Source organism: Saxibacter everestensis (assembly GCF_025787225.1).
Classification (GTDB): domain Bacteria; phylum Actinomycetota; class Actinomycetes; order Actinomycetales; family Brevibacteriaceae; genus Saxibacter; species Saxibacter everestensis.
This window is the reverse complement of record NZ_CP090958.1, coordinates 2767169-2789637: the sequence shown is the minus strand read 5'-3', so window position 1 is coordinate 2789637 and position 22469 is coordinate 2767169. Positions and strand designations below refer to the sequence as shown.

General features: G+C 64.9%; 21 protein-coding genes. 11 read left to right on the top strand and 10 right to left on the bottom strand.

Annotated elements, in window-relative coordinates:
* Nucleotides 1–112: 112 nt before the first annotated feature.
* The 8 genes from acs to LWF01_RS13270 all read right to left on the bottom strand — a co-directional run bounded on the left by acs (nucleotide 113) and on the right by LWF01_RS13270 (nucleotide 9215).
* Nucleotides 113–2086 (bottom strand): acetate--CoA ligase, encoded by a 1974-nt coding sequence (gene acs, locus LWF01_RS13305; protein WP_349637853.1) that lies wholly within the window; start codon nucleotides 2084–2086, stop codon nucleotides 113–115.
* A 195-nt stretch (nucleotides 2087–2281) separates the two neighbouring features.
* A complete protein-coding gene (locus LWF01_RS13300) occupies nucleotides 2282–3967 on the bottom strand; it encodes a solute symporter family protein (RefSeq protein WP_349637852.1) in 1686 nt (561 codons plus the stop codon).
* A complete protein-coding gene (locus LWF01_RS13295) occupies nucleotides 3964–4350 on the bottom strand; it encodes a DUF485 domain-containing protein (protein WP_349637851.1) in 387 nt (128 codons plus the stop codon). Before LWF01_RS13295 ends, LWF01_RS13300 begins: the two co-directional genes overlap by 4 nt.
* 235 nt (nucleotides 4351–4585) lie before the next feature.
* Nucleotides 4586–6148, bottom strand: coding sequence for a sodium/solute symporter (locus LWF01_RS13290; protein WP_349637850.1), 1563 nt, complete (start codon nucleotides 6146–6148; stop codon nucleotides 4586–4588).
* Nucleotides 6149–6520 (bottom strand): DUF485 domain-containing protein, encoded by a 372-nt coding sequence (locus LWF01_RS13285; RefSeq protein ID WP_349637849.1) that lies wholly within the window; start codon nucleotides 6518–6520, stop codon nucleotides 6149–6151.
* Nucleotides 6517–7290 carry a LytR/AlgR family response regulator transcription factor gene (locus tag LWF01_RS13280; RefSeq protein ID WP_349637848.1) on the bottom strand — a complete coding sequence of 258 codons (774 nt, stop codon included), beginning with the start codon at nucleotides 7288–7290 and terminating at the stop codon, nucleotides 6517–6519. The genes LWF01_RS13285 and LWF01_RS13280 overlap by 4 nt, the downstream gene beginning before the upstream one ends.
* A 4-nt stretch (nucleotides 7291–7294) precedes the next feature.
* Entirely contained in the window at nucleotides 7295–8527 is a 1233-nt protein-coding gene (locus LWF01_RS13275; RefSeq protein ID WP_349637847.1) for a sensor histidine kinase, read from the bottom strand.
* Nucleotides 8528–8717: 190 nt separating this feature from the next.
* Nucleotides 8718–9215, bottom strand: a complete 498-nt coding sequence (locus tag LWF01_RS13270; protein WP_349637846.1) for a hypothetical protein — start codon at nucleotides 9213–9215, stop codon at nucleotides 8718–8720.
* A gap of 66 nt (nucleotides 9216–9281) precedes the next feature.
* On the opposite strand from LWF01_RS13270, the gene LWF01_RS13265 reads away from it, so the two are divergent.
* The 6 genes from LWF01_RS13265 to LWF01_RS13240 all read left to right on the top strand — a co-directional run bounded on the left by LWF01_RS13265 (nucleotide 9282) and on the right by LWF01_RS13240 (nucleotide 15432).
* Complete coding sequence (locus tag LWF01_RS13265; protein ID WP_349637845.1) at nucleotides 9282–10706, top strand: hypothetical protein; 1425 nt, start codon at nucleotides 9282–9284, stop codon at nucleotides 10704–10706.
* 303 nt (nucleotides 10707–11009) lie between these two features.
* Nucleotides 11010–11633: a Fic family protein gene (locus LWF01_RS13260; RefSeq protein WP_349637844.1), complete on the top strand. Its 624-nt coding sequence runs from the start codon at nucleotides 11010–11012 to the stop codon at nucleotides 11631–11633.
* 100 nt (nucleotides 11634–11733) lie between these two features.
* The gene (gene ssd / locus LWF01_RS13255; RefSeq protein ID WP_349637843.1) at nucleotides 11734–12777 is read left to right on the top strand and encodes a septum site-determining protein Ssd; all 1044 of its coding nucleotides are present in this window, start codon (nucleotides 11734–11736) and stop codon (nucleotides 12775–12777) included.
* Nucleotides 12774–14021 carry a TadA family conjugal transfer-associated ATPase gene (locus tag LWF01_RS13250; RefSeq protein ID WP_349637842.1) on the top strand — a complete coding sequence of 416 codons (1248 nt, stop codon included), beginning with the start codon at nucleotides 12774–12776 and terminating at the stop codon, nucleotides 14019–14021. The genes ssd and LWF01_RS13250 overlap by 4 nt, the downstream gene beginning before the upstream one ends.
* Complete coding sequence (locus LWF01_RS13245) at nucleotides 14018–14788, top strand: type II secretion system F family protein (RefSeq protein ID WP_349637841.1); 771 nt, start codon at nucleotides 14018–14020, stop codon at nucleotides 14786–14788. Before LWF01_RS13250 ends, LWF01_RS13245 begins: the two co-directional genes overlap by 4 nt.
* Nucleotides 14788–15432: a hypothetical protein gene (locus LWF01_RS13240; protein ID WP_349637840.1), complete on the top strand. Its 645-nt coding sequence runs from the start codon at nucleotides 14788–14790 to the stop codon at nucleotides 15430–15432. Before LWF01_RS13245 ends, LWF01_RS13240 begins: the two co-directional genes overlap by 1 nt.
* Nucleotides 15433–15533: 101 nt before the next feature.
* Here the strand turns inward: LWF01_RS13240 and LWF01_RS13235 are convergent, their stop codons facing one another.
* Complete coding sequence (locus tag LWF01_RS13235) at nucleotides 15534–16139, bottom strand: trimeric intracellular cation channel family protein (protein WP_349640925.1); 606 nt, start codon at nucleotides 16137–16139, stop codon at nucleotides 15534–15536.
* A gap of 263 nt (nucleotides 16140–16402) precedes the next feature.
* Here LWF01_RS13235 and LWF01_RS13230 point away from each other — a divergent pair, with 263 nt between their 5' ends.
* The 3 genes from LWF01_RS13230 (at nucleotide 16403) to LWF01_RS13220 (ending at nucleotide 17318) form a co-directional block, all read left to right on the top strand.
* A complete protein-coding gene (locus tag LWF01_RS13230) occupies nucleotides 16403–16540 on the top strand; it encodes a DUF4244 domain-containing protein (RefSeq protein WP_349637839.1) in 138 nt (45 codons plus the stop codon).
* A 74-nt stretch (nucleotides 16541–16614) separates the two neighbouring features.
* Nucleotides 16615–16950 (top strand): TadE family type IV pilus minor pilin, encoded by a 336-nt coding sequence (locus LWF01_RS13225; protein ID WP_349637838.1) that lies wholly within the window; start codon nucleotides 16615–16617, stop codon nucleotides 16948–16950.
* 44 nt (nucleotides 16951–16994) lie between these two features.
* Nucleotides 16995–17318 (top strand): Rv3654c family TadE-like protein, encoded by a 324-nt coding sequence (locus LWF01_RS13220; RefSeq protein ID WP_349637837.1) that lies wholly within the window; start codon nucleotides 16995–16997, stop codon nucleotides 17316–17318.
* Here the strand turns inward: LWF01_RS13220 and LWF01_RS13215 are convergent.
* Nucleotides 17315–19792, bottom strand: a complete 2478-nt coding sequence (locus LWF01_RS13215) for a DEAD/DEAH box helicase (RefSeq protein WP_349637836.1) — start codon at nucleotides 19790–19792, stop codon at nucleotides 17315–17317. The two genes, LWF01_RS13220 and LWF01_RS13215, sit on opposite strands and share 4 nt — an antisense overlap.
* A gap of 43 nt (nucleotides 19793–19835) precedes the next feature.
* Here LWF01_RS13215 and LWF01_RS13210 point away from each other — a divergent pair, with 43 nt between their 5' ends.
* Together LWF01_RS13210 and LWF01_RS13205 are read left to right on the top strand one after the other, a co-directional pair.
* Nucleotides 19836–21374 (top strand): DUF7059 domain-containing protein, encoded by a 1539-nt coding sequence (locus LWF01_RS13210; RefSeq protein ID WP_349637835.1) that lies wholly within the window; start codon nucleotides 19836–19838, stop codon nucleotides 21372–21374.
* Between the two features lie 148 nt (nucleotides 21375–21522).
* Nucleotides 21523–22464 (top strand): phosphatase PAP2 family protein, encoded by a 942-nt coding sequence (locus tag LWF01_RS13205; RefSeq protein ID WP_349637834.1) that lies wholly within the window; start codon nucleotides 21523–21525, stop codon nucleotides 22462–22464.
* Nucleotides 22465–22469: the final 5 nt, after the last annotated feature.

Genomic DNA, 22469 nt, shown 5'->3' with positions numbered 1-22469 from the left:
AAGCCTAATGCCGCGTCGGCGCCCGGGGGTCGCCACCCGCCGATCAGGCGCCGGCCATGAAAAAGGGGAAGGTGACGCACCCGCCACCTTCCCCTTCCCTCGCCAGGCGCCCTCAGTCTTCCGGCTTGGCGTCCTTCAATCCAGTCTGGATCAGGTCCATCACCGATGTGTCGGCCAGGGTTGAGGCGTCCCCGACCTCACGATTCTCCGCGACATCGCGGAGCAGGCGCCGCATGATTTTGCCCGAACGCGTCTTCGGTAGCTCCGCGACCACCAGGATTCGCTTCGGCTTGGCGATCGGGCCGATTTCGTTGCCTACATGTGTCCGTAGCTCCTGGATGACATCCGGTCCGCCGTCTCCCGCCGCACCGCGCAGGATGACGAACGCAACGACCGCCTGGCCCGAAGTTTCGTCGTTGGCCCCCACCACCGCCGCCTCGGCAACCTTCGGATGCGAGACAAGGGCGGATTCGATCTCCGTCGTCGATAGGCGGTGACCCGATACGTTCATCACGTCGTCGACCCGGCCGAGCAGCCAGATGTCGCCGTCCTCGTCCTTTTTGGCCCCGTCGCCGGCGAAGTACATGTCCTTGAACCGCGACCAGTACGTCTCCTTGAAGCGCTCCGGATCCTGCCAGATGCCGCGCAGCATCGAGGGCCAGGGCTCGGTCAGCACAAGGTACCCGCCGCCACCATTCTCGACCGGTCTGCCCTCGTCATCCACGACATCGGCTGCGATACCGGGTAGCGGGACCTGGGCGGAGCCGGGCTTGGTCTCGGTGACGCCCGGCAGCGGCGAAATCATGATCGCGCCGGTCTCCGTCTGCCACCAGGTGTCGACGATGGGTGCCTTGTCGCCGCCAATCACTTTCCGGTACCAGACCCAGGCCTCGGGATTGATCGATTCGCCGACCGAACCGAGCACCCGCAGGGAACTCAGATCGAACTGCGCCGGGATGTCGTCGCCCCACTTCATGCAGGTGCGAATTGCCGTCGGGGCGGTGTAGAGGATCGAGACCTTGTACTTCTCGACGATCTCCCACCAGCGGCCCTTGTGCGGGGAGTCCGGAGTGCCCTCGTAAAGCACCTGCGTGGTGCCGTTGGCCAGCGGACCGTACACGCTGTAGCTGTGCCCCGTGACCCAGCCGACGTCGGCGGTGCACCAGTAGACGTCCGTTTCCGGGTGCAGGTCGAAGACGTTGCGATGGGTGTAGCTGGTCTGGGTCAGGTACCCGCCGGATGTGTGCAGGATGCCCTTCGGCTTACCCGTCGTGCCGGATGTGTACAGGATGAACAGCGGATGCTCGGAGTCGAAGAACTCCGGCGTGTGCTGCGTAGATGCTTCGCCGACGGTCTCGTGCCACCACAGATCACGCCCTTCGGTCATCTCGGTGTCCTGTTCGGTGCGCTGTACCACCAGGACGTTCGAGACGCTCGGAGCTCCCTTGGCCAGGGCGGCGTCCACCGCTGGCTTCAGGGCGGACGCCGAGCCACGGCGGAACCCGCCATCGGCCGTGATCACGATCTTGGCTTCGGCGTCGAGGATCCTGCTATGCAGCGCATCCGCGGAGAAGCCACCGAACACGACGCTGTGCGGGGCACCGAGCCGCGCGCACGCGAGCATCGCGATCACTGTCTCGGGAATGAGTGGCATGTAGATCGCGACCCGGTCGCCGGTATTGACCCCAAGGTTCTTCAGCGTATTGGCGGCCTTCGCAACTTCTTTCTGCAGATCGGCATACGTGATGGTCCGGGTATCGCCGGGCTCGCCCTCGAAGTGGAACGCCACCCGATTCCCGTTGCCGGCTTCCACGTGTCGGTCGACGCAGTTGTAGGCAACGTTGAGCTTGCCGCCGACAAACCATTTTGCGAACGGCGCATCCGTCCAGTCCAGGGTGTCGGTGAAAGCGGTATCCCAGCTGAGGAGCTCCCGTGACTGTCTGGCCCAGAATCCCAGCCGGTCCGTCGCTGCCGCTTCATAGAGCTCGGGCCCGGCGACGGCCTGCTCGCTGAACTCAGGGGACGGAGCGAACCGACGGTTTTCGTGAAGCAGGTTTTCCAGCCCGGCGGTCTCTTGTTCAGTCATACCTCTCCTTTGAAATGCGTCGCATGCCTGCGGTGCTTTACAGCGCGAGCGGGGCCTCGGCCCGGCCCGGTCGGCACGTACCTCTAGCCTAATTCCCTTGTGATCCAGACCATAGACCGCACCGTCGTGGCCACGCCAGCCGCTTGCCAGCCGCACCGCCGGGCCGCCGCCGGCCTAGTGCGGATCGCGGCCGGTCTAGTGCTTGACCGCCTTCTCGGATCCGGCGCCGGTCAGCGAGCGCACTTCCATCTCGGCAAACTTTTGCTTGCTCGACTGCTCCTTCGAGGTCAGCGAGCCGATGTAACCGAGCAGGAATGCCAGTGGGATCGACACGATGCCCGGATTGTCCAGCGGGAACCAGTGGAAGTCGACGCCGACGTCCTTGATCATGGACAGGCTCTCGCCGGTCTTTGGATCAACCTTGCCGGAGACCACCGGCGAGAAGGCGATCAGGATGATTGTCGATGCCAGGCCGCCGTAGATACTCCACAGCGCCCCGCGGGTATTGAACCGCTTCCAGAACAGCGAATACAGGATCGTCGGCAAATTGGCGCTCGCGGCCACCGCGAAGGCCAGGGCGACCAGGAACGCGATGTTCTGTCCCTGTGCCGCGATGCCGCCGATGATTGACAGTACGCCGATCACGACGATGGTGATTCGGGCAACCTTGACCTCGCCGGTGCCTGACACCTTGCCGTCACGCAGTACCGAGTTGTAGATGTCGTGGGCGAACGAGGTGGCGGCGGTAATCGCCAGCCCGGCGACCACGGCGAGAATCGTCGCGAACGCTACCGCCGAGATCACCCCGAGCAGCACGGTGCCGCCGATTTCGTATGCCAGCAGCGGGGCGGCTGAGTTCACGCCGCCAGGCGCTGCCTTGATCGTCTCTTCGCCGACGATCGCTCCTGCGCCATAGCCGAGCACCAGGGTGAAGAGGTAGAAGAAACCGATCAGCCAGATGGACCAGACGACGGAGCGGCGCGCGTCCTTGCCGGTTGGCACTGTGTAGAACCGCATCAGCACGTGCGGTAGTCCGGCGGTGCCCAATACGAGCGCCAGGCCGAGTGACAGGAAATCGAGCTGCGTCAGAGCGCTCTTACCGTACTGGATGCCCGGGTTGGCGAGGTTTTTGCCATCGACGGTCATGCTGCTGGCCTGGGCGATCATGTCCGACAGATTGAACTTGAACAGCGTCAGCACCCAGACAGTCATAACGGCCGTGCCAACTATCAGCAGCGCCGCCTTGATGATCTGCACCCAGGTAGTGCCCTTCATGCCGCCGACCAGCACATAGACGATCATGATCAGGCCGACGACGGCGATTACCGCGCTCTGGCCAATTGGCGAGGTGATGCCGAGCAGCAGGGCGACGAGGCCGCCGGCGCCAGCCATCTGGGCCAGCAGGTAGAAGAAGACCACTGCGAGCGTTGACAGTGCTGCGGCCATCCGAACCGGCTTCTGCCGCAGCCGGAACGACAGCACGTCGGCCATGGTGAACTTGCCGGTGTTCCGAAGCAGCTCGGCGACCAGCAGCAACGCCACGAGCCAGGCGACCAGGAAGCCGATCGAATAGAGGAAGCCGTCGTAGCCGTTGACTGCGATGGCGCCGGCAATGCCAAGGAAGCTCGCCGCCGAAAGGTAGTCACCCGCGATTGCAGTGCCGTTCTGTCCGGCGGAAAAGGCGCGTCCACCGGCGTAGAAGTCCGCGGCGGTCTTGTTGGTGCGGGACGCGCGGATCACGATCACCAGGGTGACGACGACAAAAGCCGCGAAGATAAGAATGTTGACGACCGGATTTCCGATCTGGGTTCCAGCTTCGGCAGCCAGAACGGCAGGCGGACTGGCAGGCAGAGTCGGAATTAGAGCTGTCGCGACAGTCATGAGCGAGGGCCTTCCTGGGCTGATGTGGCAAGTTCGGCTTCGACATCATCGCGAAGTGCCTCGGCGATCGGGTCCTGGCGTTTGTTCGCCCACCGGACGTAGATGGTGGTGATCGCGAAGGTTGAGACGATCTGCAACAGGCCGAAGATCAGGCCGATGTTGACGTTGCCGAACACCTGGATACTCATGAACTCGTGGGCGTAGTTGGACAGCAGCACGTAGAGCGCGTACCAACTGAAGAACACTGCGGTCATCGGGAACACGAACTTCCGGAATCGGCTTCTCAGGTTTTGGAAGTCCGCGCTGTCCTGCACCCGCTGGTAGGGAGTTACTGCCGCGGGGACTGTGTCGTCCGCCGGCGGCGAGTTGTGATTGGTAGACATTGTTCCTCCGGTATTCGCAGCAGCGTCGTAAGGGCCGTGCGGACCCTGTTGGCTGCGACGACGGTCGCCGTCAAGTTTCAAGTGTGGCCGGAATCACATCGTCGCTGGAGGGGTAGCGCGGCACGGCTCGACCGGTGGTTCCTTCTGTGCGTTCTGCGGTAGGCCCGGCATCGCTGAGCGGCAGGTTTCCTGCGGTGAACGGCGCTGGCTTCCGCCTCGTCGTGCGTAATCCCGCTCAGGTCGACGTCGCCGGCGGTTTCGTTGGCAATGTTCCCTCGGGCGCATGTAATCCGTAAACGATCGGATCAGCGTGCCGCGGTTTGCTGGCCGGGGTCAGCAGGGACACAGTTATCATCACGATGAAACTCAGTGGCATCGACCAGGCGGCGGGCTGTGCCAGCAGGGCGCCGGTCCAGCCACCGGGGTTGCCGAATGCCAGGGTGAACGCGGCCGCGGCGCCAGCCAGTACTCCTCCGCTGATCAGGCCGGCCATGGCCCCTGCTCTGCTGAGCCCGCGCCACCAGATGCCAAGCAGAAGCAGCGGGCAGAAGGTCGAGGCCGCCATCGCGAACGCCATGCCGACGGTGTCCGCGATGGACGTTCGGGTCGCCAGCAGAGATAAGGCCAACGGGACGATCAGCGCTACGACCGCAGCCCAACGGAAGCGGGTCACGGTTGACCGATCGGTCTGAAGTCTGGCGTCCCGGTCCGCCCGAAGCCTGCCGGGGGCTCGGCGACGGGGAAACAAGTCGTGGCTGAGAACGCCGGCAACCGAAACGGCGAGCCCGGACGCGGTGGAGAGGAATGCGGCAAAGGCCCCGCCGACCAGAATTGCGCCGGCCACGGTGACCAGCTGCCCCTCGAGAAGCGCGGCCGGCAGCGCAAGAACCACTGTGTCGGCTGGCCATTGATCCGGGATGTAGATCCTGCCCAGCAGTCCGTACAGCGGCGGAAACAGGTAGAAGACTCCGAGGAAGCCGATCACGATGAAGGTTGTCCGGCGTGCGGCGGCGCCATCCGGGTTGGTATAGAACCGCACCAGCACGTGCGGCAGGCCCATCGTCCCGAAGAACAGCGCGACGATGAGTGAATACGTCTGGTACAGCGCATGCTCCCTGCCGCCGTATCCGGACAGGGGCACCGCCCAGTCGGCAAGTGTCGTGCTTGGCAGCGGAGCACCATCCGAGCGCCATGCCAGGAGCAGCAGGATCGCCGGGATGATTATCGCCGCGAGCTTCAGCCAGTACTGGAACGCCTGCACGAAGGTAATGGACCGCATGCCGCCGGAGACCACGTTCAGCACCACAACGACGGCGACGAGGCAAGCGCCCATCCAGGTGGGGACATCGACGATGGCGGAGAGCGCAAGGCCCGCCGCGCGCAACTGCGGCATCAGGTACAGCCAGCCGATCACCAGCACGGCAACGGCAGACACCGTCCGGGCGAACTCCGATTCAAAGCGAAGCTGGGCGAAATCCGGCAGGGTGTATGCACCCGAGCGGCGCAACGGCGCAGCCACCAGCACGAGCAGCAGCATGTACCCCGCTGTGTAGCCGACCGGCAGCCACAACATGTCGGCACCGAACGTGAAGACCAGTCCGGCAATGCCGAGAAAGCTTGCCGCCGAGAGGTATTCTCCGCCGATAGCGCTCGCGTTCACCCAGGGACTGACGGTGCGTGAGGCAACGAAGAAATCGGAGGTCGTGCGGGAAAGACGAAAGCCCAAGGAACCCATCAGCAGCGTTGCGACGACCACCACCGAGACCGCGATCAGGCTCGCAACGCTGCCGGTGCTCACCTAAGAATCCCCGTGTACCAACGCGGTGAATTCAGTTTCTGCACGGGTCGCCTGGCGGACGAAAAACCAGGCAGCAACAGCTGTGAACGGGTAGGCGAGCAGGCCGAGCGCCAACCAGGGCAGCGGAATCCCGAGCACCAGCACAGTTCGCAACGAGGGAGCCAGCCAGAAGGCGAGTGGCAATCCGCAAAACATCAGCACGAAACCCGCAACAGTGGCCACCGCGAGCCGGAGCTGAGTCCGGATCAGCGTGGCCATATACAGCCTGCCGATCTCGGTGTTCTGGCTGATTTGCTGACGTCTGGTCAACGGCGGCTCGCCGGAGTACGCCGCCATCTGTGGTGCGGTCACCCGCACTCGCTTGTTCGTCATCGGCGCCGATTCTTCGCAACCAGATCCCGGAAACCGGGAGTATTGCGACGGGCCACCGTGAGTTCCTGGTCGCCGAGCCGGACGACGGTCCGGCCGCCGACCGACCTGATCTCGTCGACGTGGGAGAGCGAAACAAGCGTGGATCGATGTATTCGAACGAAACCGGCTTCGGCCCACCGTTCCTCCAGGGTACTGAGCGGGGTGCGCAGCAGGTGGCTGCCACTGGCGGTGTGCAACCGGGCGTAGTCTCCGCTGGCCTCCACGTGGGTGACATCGGACCGCTGGATGAACCGGGTGACTCCGCCCAGGTCGATCGGGAGTGTTTCGTCATCAGGCTCGCGGCTGCCGGGTCGCGCGGCCTGCGTATTGCTCACCACCCGGCGTATCGCCTCGGCGAGCCGCTCCTCACGCACCGGCTTCACGACGTAGTCGGTCACGTCGAGATCGTAGGCCAAGGCAGCATGTTCGACATGGGCGGTCACGAATACAACTTGCGGCCTGACCGAGAATCGGCCGAGCAGACTGGCCAGGTCGACCCCGTCAAGACCCGGCATCCGGATATCGGTGAACACGGCGTCGATCCGGGATTCGGTTTCGAGGATCTTCAGCGCGCTTGCCGCCGATCCAGCGCGGCTGACCTTGCCGATCCGGGGATCTTCGCCGAGCAGGAACGACAACTCGGCAAGCGCAGGTGGTTCGTCGTCGACCGCGAGCACGCTGAGCTCAGCCGTGCGCTGTATCGGAGCGGGTGGCTGTGACGGCGTTGTCATGAACCTATTGTGAGTCGGAAAAGCCGCCGTGCATATTCACTGCGTGCTTTGGCACCCGGAAGCTGACCTTCATCCCGGCGCCGATATTGGTCTCGACCACGAGTCCGGCGGCATCGCCGTAGATCTGGCGCAGCCGCGAGTCGACGTTGCCGAGTCCGACGGAGTCGGGTGAGGATGAGTCGTCTCCGGCCAGGACGCGACGGATGACGTCGGGATCTGTGCCGGTGCCGTCATCCTCCACCGAGATCAGCGCGCTGTCGCCGTCATCTTTCGCAACGATAGAGACATGCCCTTTGCCCTGGCCCTGGCCTTTGTCGTCGTCGCGGTCGTGAGCGGCGCCTTCGAGGCCGTGTTTGACCGCATTCTCGACAAGAGGCTGCAGTGCAAGGTACGGCAAGGAAATGTGCAGTACCTCTGGCGCCACAAGCAGCTGCACAACAAGTTTGTCGCCGAAGCGGGCCTGTTCGAGTACCAAATAGCGTTCGACGTTTCTCAATTCCTCGGCCAGAGTCGTGGTCTCCCCGCCCCGGCGAAATGCGTATCGGGAGAAATCAGCGAATTCGAGCAGCAGCTCCCGGGCGCGATCAGGATCCGTTCGGACAAATGACGCAATGGCTCCGAGGCAGTTGTAAATGAAATGCGGACTGATTTGCGCTCGCAATGCCTTGAGTTCGGCTTCCATCGTGCGGGTGCGCGAGCTGTTGAGTTCGGCGAGGGCCAATTGTGCCGAAACCCAGTTCGCGACCTCCTCGGTTGCCTTGGCCAGCACTGCCGAGCGGACCTGCGTGTATGCGGCCAGCGCTCCGATTACCTTGCCGTCACTATTGATCGGAGCGATGACGGCGTGCACCAGTTCGCAGCCGATTGCGTGCTCGGGATCGCCGGTGACTTTGCGGATCACGGTGCGGCCGGTACGAAGCGCGTCGGCCGCGTGTTGCATTGCCGCGGCCGCATGATGGCTGCCGCTGCCGTCCCAGGCGAGCATTTGCGTTGTGTCCAGAAGAGCGACCGCCGGGGTGTTGAGCAGCGAGCGCAGGTGCTTGCCGGCTTTCTCCGCGCCTGCGGGTGTCAGCCCTGCCCTCAGATGCGGAGCGAGCTGTGATGCGGTGTGCAGCGTGGCGAAGGCGGCACGCTCAGCAGGGGTGCCCAGTCGACGGCGCTGTGTTGCCAGGACCACGATGATGACCACGACAAGCAGCAGAACAGCGCCGATCAGAACGGCTTCCCGTGTGCTCATCGTCTTCGATACTCCTGTCGGTCTATTCGGTGCTCGGCGTGCGGTGTTGGTTCGACGATAGTGTTTCCTGCCAGCACAATGACGGTTCGTAAAGTTATCGGCTACCGATGCCAGCGGCATTGCAGCTTGGCGAGGGATGTCATCGCAGGCGTTTTCTGCAAGTATCAGCAGGTAGGTTTTTATTTCGGCACTAGGCAATACCCCTTAGAGAGGTCTTCCGATGAGTACTCCCCATCAGCCGGGGCCATATAACCCTGGCAACTCCGGCTCTGGCCAGTACGGACAGGGCCAAGGCCAGTACGGTCAGCAGGGTCAGGGTCAGGGCCAATACGGTCAGGGTCAGCAGGGTCAGGGTCAGCAGGGTCAGGGCCAGGGCCAGTTCGGTCAGCAGGGCCAGTACGGACAGGGCCAGCAGGGCCAGGGTCAGTACGGACAGGGTCAGTATGGCCAGGGCCAGCAGGGCCAGCAGGGCCAGGGGCAGGGCCAGTTCGGACAGGGTCAGCAGGGCCAGTTCGGACAGCAGCCGAAGCCGGCTCGTGAGCCGGGTGCCGGGGTTCTCGGTCCATTCACGCTGCGTGACATTCTGATTATTGCCGGTGCACTCATTGCTCTGGTTGGGATCTTCCTGCCTGTTTACAGTTTTCGTGGCGATGTCGGCATTGACGGCTCCTCCTGGTGGGTATGGCACTGGGGGAGCATCAACTACATCTTCTTCGGCTTTCTGAGCGTAATAGTCGCCGGTGTTCTGGCCGTATTGCAGAAAACAGTTCGCGGACTTCCGGCACGCATCGGTTCCTTCTCGTTCGACCAGATTATTTCCGTCCTGGGTGTCGTGGGCGCGCTTTACAACTTCTTCATCCTGATCACGAGCGCACCCACAATGCACGTCGGCGCCTGGCTTGCGCTGCTCGGCGCGCTGCTCGTCCTGGTGGCAGGGACTCTGACAGTTATTCCGGCATTTGGCTCGGACCTCCGGGCAAAGAAGAGCATCCAGGCTCATCCGAAGGCAGCGGCGGTCGAACTGCCGGCCAAGGCACAGCAGAGCTTCAACCAGCAGGGTCAGTACGGCCAGCCGACGGGCGGCCAGCAGAGCCAGTACGGTCAGCAGGGTCAGCCGACGGGCGGCCAGCAGAGCCAGTACGGTCAGCAGAGCCAGTACGGTCAGCAGGGTCAGCACGGCCAGCCGACCGATGGTCAGCAGAGCCAGTACGGTCAGCAGGGTCAGCACGGCGCCGGGGCATCTGCCGGAGCCGCGGGAATTGCCGGTGCCTACGGCGCGCAGTCAGTGTCCTCGCCACAGCAGGGTGGTCAGGGCGATTTCGGACAGCAGAGCGGCTACAGCGAACCGGGCTCATTCCCGGGCGGCTCGTACTCCGCCGACGAATCGGCATCCGACGCCAAGTCGTCGGAGACCGCCTACCCGGGCAGTGACTACGCGGCGAACGACTATTCGGCCGACTACTCCGGTGGCTCGCACGCAGACAGCTCCGATGCTTCTGCCGCACCCGTCGATTCGGATGACGAGACCGGCGCGGAAAGGACTTCGGTCCTCCCGAATGCAGGAGTTACCGGCGCTTCGGATACCGCATCGGCCGACGACGCGTCAGCTGCCGATCGGCGGGAGGACGACGGGACAGATCACACCGCTTTCTCGGACTCCGGGGCCGGCACCGTGCCGGCAACCGAGCAGCCGGATGCGAATTCCGCTTACGTGGATCAAGTGGCCAACGATCCGGCGACTGCCCAGGACGAGGTGTCGAACGTCGGCGGCGATGAGTCCTACAACACGCAGGCCAATGAACCTGATCCTGCCTTGAGCTGGGCGCAGCACGCCGAAGCCGATGAATCGACTATGGCCGATGACACGCAGGAAGACTCGGACCGGGAGGACGAGGCAGCCTACTCGTCAACCCACCATCCCGAGCCGGCGCAGGACGAAGTGGCGGACTCGAGCGGCACAGATGGCGAGCAGGAGAACGCGGCAGAAACTCAGGCGTTCTGGTTTGCGGTCCCCGAAGAGCGGTCTGCCCACGATGAACACACCGGGCAGCCGGTATTCACCATCACACCCGGCAGCTGGTTCCTTGCACTGGAAGACCACGGATACTATTTCCGGGTGCAGAGTCAGGACGGGCAGGTCGGCATCCTGCACGACGTCAGCAATATCCAACGCGGCTAGGCATGCCAGCGGCGCCGTAACTCGCGGTCGGTGACGAAAGCCGAATTGGCGTCAGGAAAAAGAACACTAGAAACAACGGAGTAGGAAATCGACGCAGCGGCCGGAGCGCTTCGGGCTCTTGAACAACAGCCTGAGGTAGCCGAGTCGATCGCTGTAGCCCGCGAAGCATGTACCTCGCTTCGCTGGCACCAGGCCCTGCGTCGCCGCACCCAAGAGGCCCGGGCGGAGTCAACAGTACGAGCCGCCCGGGCCTCAGCCGCGCTCGAAGGCGCGAGGTTCCCGATCGCCTTCGTCCGCGAGGCAATGCAAGGCAGGGCTGTTCCAGATGATCTTTCCGGCACTCAGCTGGCCGCCGCAATCCGGGTCTCAGCGTTGGCGGAGGAACTTGGCTCACACCCGCACCCGCTGTCTGCATCGCCGATGCAGGCAATCGCGCGGCTGCACGTTGCTGCCGCCGCGGGGCTGATCGATGACGCGCAGGTGGGCAGGCCGCGTATCGGCGCCGAACTGCCGCGCGACCTATCCGGCCTGCCGCCCGCACCGGCCGCCGAAGCCGCCGCTGCCCGGCTGCGCGGGCTAGCCGAACTACTAGGGTCCGATGCGAAGCACTCGGCGCTGCTCACGGCGGCTATTGCGCACGGCGAAATACTGGCCATCAGGCCATTCGTGCTCGGCAACGGACTTGTGGCGCGCGCGGTTTTCCGGATCCTGCTCGTCTCCGGAGGAGTGGACCCTAGCGGGGTGATTGTCCCGGAGGCGGCGTTCCTCGCTGACGCTGTCGGTTACGGCCAGGCGGCGGCGCAGTACACCAGCGGTGCGGACGTGCCCGGCTGGGTTGCCAGTTGCGCCCGAGCCGTCACGGATGGCGCCGGCGAGGGCAGCACGATTGCCGACGCTGTGCTGGCCGGAAAGCTGCCCCAGATCTGACTTGTCGTCGCGCTGTCCACAATTGGACCGGGCAAGGAAAGTTATCCACATAATCTCAGTCGGCAAGTAATCGCCGACCCACCACGACCAGTATTGTGCCATGCGCTCGACACAACGATCGGTGGTTGTCTTCACCGGCATCGAAGAACTTTCGGACGAGGTCCGACGGTTGGCTTCTTCCGCCGGCGTCGAGCTGCTCGTTCCTGGCCGCAGCGCATCGTCCTGGCGGGATGCCGCGCTGCTCCTGGTCGGTGAGGATATCAACGAGCTGCCCGGACATGCTTCGGCGGAACGGGTAGTTGTTGCGCTGGATTCGGGGGGATCCACCGCACAGGTCTGGCGGCATGCGACGGAGCTTCGGGCCGAGCACGTCGCGCTGTTGCCGGACGCCGCGGAGTGGCTGGTCCAGCGGATGATTTCCGCAGTCGAACCAGCCACTCCGACCGGTCTGGTTCTCGGCGTCGTCGGAGGAAGCGGCGGTGCCGGCGCGAGCACGCTGGCCTGCGGTTTGGCACGGGCCGCGTCGATCTCCACGACGAGAAGCGCGCTGATCGATGCTGACCCGCTCGGCGGAGGCCTGGACCTGGTGTTGGGCGCCGAAGGCCTCGGCGGCATTAGATGGCCGAACCTCACGGCCAGCCGGGGCAGCTTGCGCCCCAGCGCGCTTTACGAGGCGTTGCCCCGCCTGGAGAACCTTTCGGTGCTGTCCTGGGACCGCACAGCCGCACGTGAACTTCCGCAGGATCTATTCGATTCCGTGCTGACTGCGGCAAGGCATGCCTTCGCGCTGCTGGTAATCGACCTGCCGCGGCATGCTCCTATCGACTGCACCAGATGGTGCGACCGGTTGCTGCTCGTGACCTGTGCCCAGGTTCGCGCCGCGGTCGCGGCCAACCAGGTTGCCCGTCGGTTGAGTGAGAACCATCCGGACGTGCGCCTGGTGGTGCGCGGCCCGGTGCGTTCCGGCCTGGCGGCGGATGGCGTCGCGCGGAGTCTCGGGCTTGAGCTGGAGGGATATCTGAAACCAGATCGTGGCCTGGCAGAGGCGCTCGACCGGGGAGAGGGAATCCCGAAGGGCAGAAACAGCAGGCTTGCGAGACTCAGTGAAGAGATCATCGCCCAAGTGACTGAGCTGGCGTCGTGAGCTTCTCGTCGCCCGCAACGCTGACCGGTCCGGAACCCGACGACGAGTGGATCGATGCCGAGCTTTTGCAGCAAATTCGATCGCGACTGCTCAAGGAGACCGGGCCGGTAACCCCGGCCAAAGTTGCCGAGGCATTGCGGGCCAGCGGCAAGGTGTTCGGCACGGCGGCGATCCTGGAACTCGTGGAACGGCTGAGCGCGCAGATCTCCGGGGCCGGTCCGTTGCAGCGGCTGCTGGACGATCCTCGGATCACCGACGTTTTCGTGAACGCGCCTCGCGACGTTTGGTTCGACGCAGGGGAAGGGCTGCAGCGGGCGAACATCACCCTCGGCGGCGAAGCCGAGGTTCGAGCGCTCGCCATGCGACTTGCGGCCACAGGCGGTCGCCGACTGGACGAATCCAGTCCGCTGGTCGACGCCCGGCTGCCGGACGGCGTCAGGGTGAACGCCGTGATTCCACCGATATCCGGCCGATACACCTCGTTGTCATTGCGGATTCCGCGTCCCGTGGCGTTCAGCCTGGATGAACTTGTGGCGAACGGAACACTGCTGCCGTCCTGGCGGCCCGTGCTCGAGGCGTTGATCTCCCGTCGGAAGAACTTCCTGATCTCGGGCGGAACCGGTGCCGGCAAGACCGCCTTGCTCGGAACGCTGCTTGGCCTGGTCTCGGCACACGAGCGTCTGATCGCCATCGAGGACGCGCCGGAACTGGTGATATCCCACCCGCACTTCGTGCAGCTTTCGGCCCGGCACCAGAACATCGAGGGCGCGGGTGAAGTCAACCAGGCCGATCTGGTGCGAAACGCTATGCGGATGCGGCCGGATCGCCTTGTGGTCGGCGAGTGCCGCGGCGCCGAAGTACGCGAACTCTTCACGGCTCTTAATACCGGGCACGAAGGGGGCTGCGGCACGGTGCATGCAAACACGACGGAGGACGTACCCGCTCGGCTCGAGGCGCTCGGCGGGCTTGCCGGCCTGGACCACGATGCCGTCGCCGCTCAGGCATGTAGCGCCCTGGATGTGCTGGTGCATGTCCGGCGGGCGGGCCCGCACAGAATGATCACACACATCGCCCTTCTGGTCCGGGACTCGAATCGGAACATGGCAGTGCTCGACTGTCTTGAACGCGAACGAAACGTCAAGGGAGACGGACCGCCGGGCCAGCACCAGACCAGGCTTGGCCCGGGATGGGTGGAACTCGCAGACTTGCTTGGCCTCGACCCGAGGTGGCGACGCGGGCGATGAGCATGTTCTTTGGCGGTCTGATCGCAGTAGCGGTCTGGCTTTGGCAGGCAGGTTCGTCCACGGAGCGCCTGCGCCGCCTGTTGCGGCCCCCGGGCACAAGCGCCGGATATGGCCGGTCAGGGTCGTGGCCCCATCCTTGCGGCTCCTCTGCGCCCGGCATCGGATTTGGCAGAAACGCCATCCGGTTCCGAATCAGCCGAAACAGACAGGCACACGCTGCCGATGCAGCACTGAGGGCGATCGACACGGTTGCCGAATTGGCGGCGCTGCTACGTGCCGGAGTCTCAGCGGAAACAGCGCTGAGGCAATTGGCGCATGTGCACAAGAACGAGGAGGGCTCCGTCGTGCTGGTCGCAGCCGCGCGTGCCGCCGAGCTCGGTGACAGCGTGGACGTTGCCCTGGCTGCTTCCTCGACTCAGCGGTCGACGGCGGAACAACGGGTATTCCGGGGGATGGGACTTGCCTGGCGGGTGGCGAACGAGTGCGGGGCACCGCTTGCCGATGTTCTCGACAGGTTTGCCGCCTCGGCTCGATCGGATGTCGACGCCCGGATGGCCCGGGAGGCGGCTCTGGCTGGTCCGCGGTCGACGGTCACCGTACTGACCTGGCTCCCGGTCGGCGGACTGTTTGTTGGCGCACTCGTTGGCACGGATCCGATCGATACGCTTCTCGAACCTGGGGCCGGTACTGCCTGTCTGTCGGCTGGTCTCGTTCTTTTGCTTGCCGGGAAAATGTGGATGTCCAGGCTGATGCGGACCGTGACGTGATGAATCTCCTGGTCGGGGTGCTGGTGGCGCTCGCCACGGCCTTGTTCTTCGAGTCCGCCTTGGGTCGGTTGCAGCTGCTTATCGGTCGTGGTGCCGGCGGTGGCCGGGGCAGCGAGCGACCGGAGAGACCCGAGGCCGTTATCGGGCCGCTGACCAGGCACTTCCGCTCGAAGCGGCCATCCATCGGGGATAACGGGGTGGACGACGGCTTGGTGATGGATCTGGTGGCTGTCGGCCTGCACAGTGGACTGGCGCCCAACAGGGCTCTTGAGGTTGTCGCGGCCGCAGTCGGTGAGGGAGGGGCAGACCTTGCCACGCTAGGCCGGTCACTGCTGCTGGAGCAGGCAGACGAGGCCATTTCGGAGCAGCCAGATGACCAGCATTCGCGCCGATCGGCCCTTACCCGGGATATCGCGTCCACAATTCGCTTTGCCCACCTGACCGGGGCTCCTGCTGCAGGCCTGATCCAGTCGAGGGTCGAGGAATTACGCCGCCGACGAGTCCGTGAAGCACAGGCGGCGGCCGGTCGATTGGGAGTTCGGCTCGTGCTGCCCCTGGGCCTCTGCATTCTTCCCGCGTTCATCGCACTCGGCGTGATGCCGGTGGTCATTTCCCTCGTCTCAGATCTTGCGACGGCACTGTAGGCACATTACGGCGGAGATTTATCGCACCGTCCTATCGCCGAGCCAGGGGCGGGGTTGGGACTTGGAATGCACCCACAGAGCCTGGATATCGACGCCGCTCGTCAATCTCCCGGGGCCTGCGAATGTGGCGTGGCGAGGGGAAGGTGCCAGCGGAACTTTATCGATAGCGCTCGAAGTGTGATGGTCAGTAGCGCCGCCAGTACGGCGGTGACCGCGTTGAACAGGCCGAACTGCACCAATAACGCGGTGAGCCCCGCCCCGATCAGAGCGGGCAGGGCATAAATATCGTCCTGACGCAGAATCGACGGCACGACGTTCGCCACGACATCGCGGAGCAGTCCCCCTCCAACGGCGGTCGTGACGCCCAGCAGGGCAGCGGAAAGCGGATTGACCCCGAAATCGATCGCCTTCACGGTCCCGGCAACACAGAACATGCCCAGCCCGCCGGCGTCGGAAAGCAGCAGGGTCTTCCGGAACCTGGTTACGCCGTTGAAGAAGAAAAAGACCAGCACCACGGCGATAACCGGTGGCAGAAAATACAGCGGCTGCGCGAAAGCCGCAGGCGGATGGGCGCCGATGATCACATCGCGGACCACGCCACCACCAAGCCCGGTAAGCGAGGCGAGAATCAGGCTCGCCACGATGTCGAATCGCTTCCTGGCTGCCAACAGCGATCCGGACACCGCAAAGAAGAAGACACCGAGCATGTCAAGGCCGAAGACCAAATCCGTTAGCTGCACGGTGTGAAGAATAGTCGAGCCCGGTCCGAAACCTGTCGTCACAGTGCCTGACCAGGAAGTTCTTATCCACCGATCCAGCCAGCGGCGTTCCGGGCGCTCTTCCTCGGAAGAGGATGGAGGAAAGAACAGCCGGTGCGGGTTTCGCGACCCGTGAATGAAGGGACGAGAAGATGACACTGCAGCCAGATCTAAAACCAGGATCCCGGAATCGTCGACTCAGGGATTCGGGAATGGCAACTGCGGAATATGCCATTGCGACGCTAGCCGCGTGTGGCTTCGCGGCGCTGATGGTGGTGCTGCTGCGAAGCAACGAGGTTCGTGATGCGTTGCTGGGGATCATTACGAAAGCCTTGGCGTTGGGGGCCTAGTCATGGCCTGCCGAAGACGTGGTCGTTGCCCTCAGCGGGACACCGGTTCCGCAGCAGCCGAACTTGCGGTGGTCATGCCGGCGATTGTCTTCGTGCTGTTGATCCTGCTCGCCGCGGCGTCGCTCGGGCTGACCCAATTGAAACTGTCGGATGCCTCGCGGGCGGGAGCGCGCGAGGCGGCGCGGGGCGAGTCCGCAGCAGCCATTGTCGCCGCGGCGAAGCGGGTGGCCGGCCCGGCCGCCGATGTCGACATCGCGATGTCAGCGGACTTTGTCACCGTGACGGTCGGCGCTCAGCTTCCAAGCATGCTGAGGGAGTTTGTAGGCAAACCGGTCGAGGCAACTGCTACCGCCCGGCGCGAATGGAAGCCCGCCGGCCCGGAGGCAGCGTCCGTCGGGGGACTCAGATGATCGACGTTGGGCGGCGCGGGTCCGACCGTGGATCAAGCAGCGTAATGGCGCTCGGAGTGTGTGCCGCGATGCTGACCTTGCTTGCGACGATCGGGCTACTGGGCCAGGTCGTGATTGCCAAGCACCGGGCAGCCGCGGCAGCCGACCTGTCGGCGCTCGCCGCGGCAGACGTGGTGCGTGGGCTGAGTTCCGGTGACGCCTGCGAAGTAGCGCGGCAGGTGGCGGGGAAAAATGGCGCCAGGGTCACGGAGTGCATTGCCAGCTACTACCAGCAGTCGGTCAAGGTGCAAACAGCGGTGAGCCTGCCAAGGCCGTTCAAAGCTGCTCGGCAGGAGGCGGTCGCCGGTGCTCCCGAAGATCCGGGCTAGGGCGTTGCAGGCCGGTCTGCCGACGCCGCCCGGTCAGCTGGTGCAGGCAGGTCAGCTGGTTCCGGCCGGTACGGCGGTGCCGAAAGCCCAGGCGACGTCAAGAGCCCGGATGATGCTGGGACCTCGACGGCGCCGCCTGGGACCTCGGCGGAATCGTCAGGGCTGGCGCCGTCAAGCATGGCCCGGAGCAGCGTCAGCGCGGCTTCCTTGTCAAGCGGCTCGTTGCCATTTCCGCATTTGGGCGACTGCACGCACGAGGGACAACCCTCGGGGCACTCGCAGGCTGCAATCGCAGCCGCGGTGGCGCCCAGCCAGACATTGGCCGCGTGCGCCCCACGCTCGGCAAACCCGGCCCCGCCAGGGTGCCCGTCGTAGACGAATATCGTGGCCTGCCCGGTGTCCTGATGCAACGCCGTGGATACGCCGCCGATGTCCCATCGGTCACAGGTTGCCAGCAGTGGGAGCAGCCCGATGGCGGCGTGCTCAGCCGCATGCGCAGCCCCCGGAACCTCGGCCGGGCCGATCTCGGCCTGCTCCAGCAGGTCCTTCGGCAGCGTCCACCACACCGCCTTCGTAGAGAGTTCGCGGGCGGGCAGATCGAGTGGCTCTTCGGCGATGACCTGGTTGGTCACCAACTGCCGCCGCAGGTAGGACACCACCTGTTCGCTGACCTGCACTGTACCGAAGCTGAGCCGGACCCCGTTTCCCCACAGCTTCGTCCACGCCGGCTCCAGCACCCGGATTTCGGTAACGTTCCGGGCTTGGGTGGTGTAGTCCGGGTGGGCGGGTTGCACCAGTGCGACGCCGTCCTCCTCATCGAGGGCATCCACCAGGAATGTAGCGCCCTGATGCATGTACACGGCGCCGGTATGCACTTGGGCGTGCGCGCTCGCGGCATCCACGGTGCCCATCAGGCGACCGGTGGCGTGATCGACGACCCGCACGGGCGGACCTCCTGCGCCGCGCAGGTCGGTCAGGCCCGCCGCGGCCTCCCGTTTGGTCCAGAACCAGCCGGCGGGCCGCTTCCGCAGCAGACCACGCTGCACCAGGATGTCCACAATCCCGCGGGCGGAGTCGGAAAACAGCGCGAGGTCGCTTTCGGTGAGCGGCAGCTCTTCCGCCGCGGCGCACAGGTGTCCGGCCAGCACGTAGGGATTGTCGGTGTCGAAAACCGATGCCTCGACCGAAGTCTCGAATATTGATTCCGGGTGATGAACCAGGAAGGTGTCCAGCGGATCGTCGCGGGCCACGAAGATCGCGAGCCAGTCCGCGCCCGCCCGGCCTGCTCGTCCCGCCTGCTGCCACAGCGAGGCCCTGGTTCCCGGCCAGCCGGCGATGATCACCGCGTCCAGGCCGGAGATGTCCACGCCAAGTTCCAGCGCGTTCGTGCTGGCCACGGCGAGCAGCTGGCCGCGCCGCAGCGCACTCTCCAACAGCCGGCGTTCCTCCGGCAGGTACCCGCCGCGATAGGCCGCAACCTTTCGGGGCAGCGTGTCGTCCACATCGGCCAGCAGCCGTCGGGCGGTTGCCGCCATCGCCTCGCTCCCGCGGCGCGAGCGAATAAAAGCAATGGTGCGGATGCCCCCGGCCACCAGATCGGCCAGCAGGGTGCCCGATTCGGTGATCGCTGTGCGCCGTACCGGTGCATCATGTTCGCCGCCACCACCCGGCAGCAAGGGAGGCTCCCAGAGCACGAACTTCCCGGCCGAGTGGGGAGAGGCATCGTCGGTCACGGCGACTGCCGGTTGGCCGGTCAGCCGGGACAGAGAACCGGCCGGGTCCGCGATAGTTGCCGAAGCCGCGATGACAGTTGGGTTCGCGCCGTAATAGCGGGCCATTCGTAACAGCCGGCGCAGCACGGCCGAGACATGCGAACCGAACAGCCCGCGGTAGCCGTGACACTCGTCGATCACGATGTGCGTGCACGCCTTCAGGAACGAGGACCACCGGGGATGCCCCGGTAGCAGCGACCGATGCAGCAAGTCCGGGTTGGTCAGCACGTAATTGGCGTGCCGTCGGATCCAGTCACGGGAATCCAGCGAAGTGTCGCCATCGTAGGTCGCTGCTCGCACGCCCTTGATGCCGAGTTCCTCGATCGCGTTCAGCTGGTCCGCGGCCAAGGCCTTGGTTGGGCTGATGTAGATCACGGTCGATCCGCGCCCGTCGATCGAATCCAGTCCCTCGAGCACGGAGGTGAGGCTCGGCATCAGGTACCCAAGAGACTTCCCGGAGGCCGTGCCGGTGGCGACCACGATATTCTCGCCGTTACGCGCCAGGTTCGCCGCATCGACCTGATGCTGCCACGGCCGGGAGACCCCCGATCGTTCGAGCGCCGCGCGCACGTCAGCATGCAACCAGTCGGGCCAGTCCGCATGCCGGGCCACTCGCTCAGGCACCTCGTGCAGGTGCACGATGCGCTCGGCGCGGTCACCGAAGCCAGCGATCACGTCGAAGGCAGCGGAGGCAGAAGGCACCTGCCCATTTTCACACCTTTCGATCCGGGTTAGGTTAAGACGCGTGACTGACGAGCTGATCCGGCAATTGGGCGAGGACCTGGGCAGCTGCGGCTATACCACCGATACCCTGACCGCGCTGTGGGGACCGGAGGCGGAGGCGGCATTGCACCGCGGCTTCCAAGTACCCGCCCTGAGCGTGCTGAGCGCGCGAGAACACGACCGTGGCCGGCTGGAACCGGCGGCAACCCTGGCCAGGCTCTTCATCTTCGGCTGCGAGTTACCCCGGGAAGCAGTCGAAGCCGCGTTTCCCACCCTGGGGGTGGCCGGTGCCGAGGCGTTGGGTCTGATCGACGTCGTCGCGCCTGGTTCGATCCGCGCCCGGCTCGATCTGCGTCCGTACGCCTTTTCGGACGCCGGGGGTGAAGCACACTGGTGGATAGCCTCGGACTTCGGCGAGATGGTGCTGGGTCGTTCGCTCGATGTCGACCACGTGCTGGGAATTGGCGGTGCGTCGACGTCCCTGCTGAACATAGCGATCACCGATGAGCGGGATGCCGTCCTCGACCTCGGCACCGGCTGTGGAATTCAGGCAATGCATGCAAGCCGCCATGCGCGCAGGGTGGTTGGCACCGACATCTCCGCACGTGCCCTCGACATCGCCCGCTTTAACGCGGCCCTCAACGGCATTGATTCGATCGATTTCCGGCTGGGCAGCCTTTTCGAGCCGGTGACCGGAGAACGTTTCGGGCAGGTGCTATCCAACCCGCCGTTCGTCATTACGCCGCGGGAGCCGGGCGTGCCAACCTACGAATACCGGGACGGCGGAAAAATCGGTGACCAGATTGTCGCCGACGTGATCCGAGGGCTCGATGTCGCGCTCGAACCCGGCGGCATCGGCCAGCTACTCGGGAACTGGGAGTATCACGACGAGGCGAGCGGCTTCGAGCGGATCGAGCAATGGCTCCAGGGCACCTCGCTTGACGCCTGGGTGATCGAACGCGAGCTTCAGGACCCACACGACTATGCCGAAACCTGGATCCGCGACGGCGGTACCCGTCCGGGCTCCAGCGAGTTCGACAGCATGTACCGGGCCTGGCTCGAAGATTTTCGCGCCCGAGGGGTCCGGTCGGTCGGCTTCGGGTACGTTTTGCTGCGCCGGACTGCCGGAGCGCCGACGCTGCGCCGATTCGAACAGCTGCACACGCCGCTACCGAATCCCGGCAGCTGGCTTGGCGGGTACTTCGCCGAGACACTGCGGCGGCATGACTGGCTGGCCGCACGCGACGACGATGCGCTGGCTCTCGCCCGCCTCGCGGTCGCCGACGATGTGACGGAGGAGCGGCACTACCGCCCGGGGGCGGAGGACCCTGGTGTCATCATGCTTCGGCAGGGCTCGGGCTTCGGCCGGACAAGGCCGCTCGACACCGCGCTCGCCGGACTGGTAGGCGCCTGTGACGGGGAATTGCCGCTGGGAGCGATTTGCTACGCACTCGCCGAACTGCTTGGCGTCGACGAGGCGGAGCTCAGGGCACAGACGCTTCCGGCAGTGCGGCAGCTGGTGCTCGATGGCTTCCTGACCGCTGACGTATCGGCAGACTGACCGTGGGCGTACGGGTCTGAGCTTATTCTGTTAGTGTTCGTCGTCTGCAAGCTGCGCCAACGGGGAACTATCCGGCTGCGGCACGATGCGGATCATCGACTGCGAACCGCGCAGAGAGAATGAGTAGGTGGGAAAGGTGAGCCGGAAAATGACGAAAGCGGCCACGCCTGATTCCGCACAGCATCCGTTCCGCGGCACCAGCCTCAGTCACCGGCTGAGCGTCTGCGCGGCACTGCTGGCACTCTCGCTGGTTTTCGCCATCGCGGCGCTGGTGATCTACTGGATCTTCGTGCAGACCCGGCCGGGCCAGGCTCTCGACGAGGCGGCGCTGAAGGGCGCCGAGATCGGTCGCGACATTCTGATCGGTGCTGCCGAGACCGTGCTGAATATCGTTTCGGTTGTCTTCCTCATCATTGCCATCATCGTGGTCGGGGTTTTTGCCGTCGGTCGCAAACGGTACGGTCTGGCGATAGCCGCAATGGCGCTGGTCGTTGGCGCGAATGTGTCCACCCAGGTGATGAAGCACGCGCTTGAGCGGCCCGAATACGGTGTCAGCACAATCAACTTCAACTCGCTTCCCTCCGGGCACACAACGGTTGCCGCTTCGGTTGCTGCCGCGCTGATCCTTGTCGTACCGCGCCAGTTCCGGATCCTCACGGTCCTGCTGGCCGGCGGCTACGCCACCGCAACCGGGATTGCGACGCTGAGCGCCGGCTGGCACCGACCCGCGGATGTGATCACCGCGCTGCTGGTCGTCGCGGCCTGGACTGCGCTGGTCTCCGCCCTGGTTCAGCTGCGCCATCCGGTGGTCGACGATCCATCCCAGGCGACGGCTCAGGCACTCAGTCCGCCCGCAAAGGCCGTAGTCTGGGTGCTGGTAGTCGCCGGACTGCTGACCTTGTGCGTCGCATTCGTGCTGATGTATCAAACCCAAGCCGGCGCCGCCCCCCTGAATACAACGGACCAGCTGCTCGTGGCCTACGGTGGGGGAACCGCAGGAATTGCGGGTGTAGCGGCGTTGGTGTTTGCCTTAGCATTGGCGCTGGCACCGATCGCGGCCCGCACCCCGTGGGTCCAGGCGTCTAAGTAAGTGGA

Bases quoted from the DNA above. Each gene is read 5' to 3' on its own strand.
- LWF01_RS13220 (WP_349637837.1), top strand. From the start codon at position 16,995: ATGGCGCTCGGAGTGTGTGCCGCGATGCTGACCTTGCTTGCGACGATC.
- ssd (WP_349637843.1), top strand. From the start codon at position 11,734: ATGCGCTCGACACAACGATCGGTGGTTGTCTTCACCGGCATCGAAGAA.
- LWF01_RS13280 (WP_349637848.1), bottom strand. From the start codon at position 7,290: ATGACAACGCCGTCACAGCCACCCGCTCCGATACAGCGCACGGCTGAG.
- LWF01_RS13260 (WP_349637844.1), top strand. From the start codon at position 11,010: ATGCAAGGCAGGGCTGTTCCAGATGATCTTTCCGGCACTCAGCTGGCC.
- LWF01_RS13240 (WP_349637840.1), top strand. From the start codon at position 14,788: ATGAATCTCCTGGTCGGGGTGCTGGTGGCGCTCGCCACGGCCTTGTTC.
- LWF01_RS13225 (WP_349637838.1), top strand. From the start codon at position 16,615: ATGCCGGCGATTGTCTTCGTGCTGTTGATCCTGCTCGCCGCGGCGTCG.
- LWF01_RS13300 (WP_349637852.1), bottom strand. From the start codon at position 3,967: ATGACTGTCGCGACAGCTCTAATTCCGACTCTGCCTGCCAGTCCGCCT.
- LWF01_RS13245 (WP_349637841.1), top strand. From the start codon at position 14,018: ATGAGCATGTTCTTTGGCGGTCTGATCGCAGTAGCGGTCTGGCTTTGG.
- LWF01_RS13295 (WP_349637851.1), bottom strand. From the start codon at position 4,350: ATGTCTACCAATCACAACTCGCCGCCGGCGGACGACACAGTCCCCGCG.
- LWF01_RS13205 (WP_349637834.1), top strand. From the start codon at position 21,523: ATGACGAAAGCGGCCACGCCTGATTCCGCACAGCATCCGTTCCGCGGC.
- LWF01_RS13275 (WP_349637847.1), bottom strand. From the start codon at position 8,527: ATGAGCACACGGGAAGCCGTTCTGATCGGCGCTGTTCTGCTGCTTGTC.
- LWF01_RS13230 (WP_349637839.1), top strand. From the start codon at position 16,403: ATGGCAACTGCGGAATATGCCATTGCGACGCTAGCCGCGTGTGGCTTC.
- LWF01_RS13285 (WP_349637849.1), bottom strand. From the start codon at position 6,520: ATGACGAACAAGCGAGTGCGGGTGACCGCACCACAGATGGCGGCGTAC.
- acs (WP_349637853.1), bottom strand. From the start codon at position 2,086: ATGACTGAACAAGAGACCGCCGGGCTGGAAAACCTGCTTCACGAAAAC.
- LWF01_RS13235 (WP_349640925.1), bottom strand. From the start codon at position 16,139: ATGCTCGGTGTCTTCTTCTTTGCGGTGTCCGGATCGCTGTTGGCAGCC.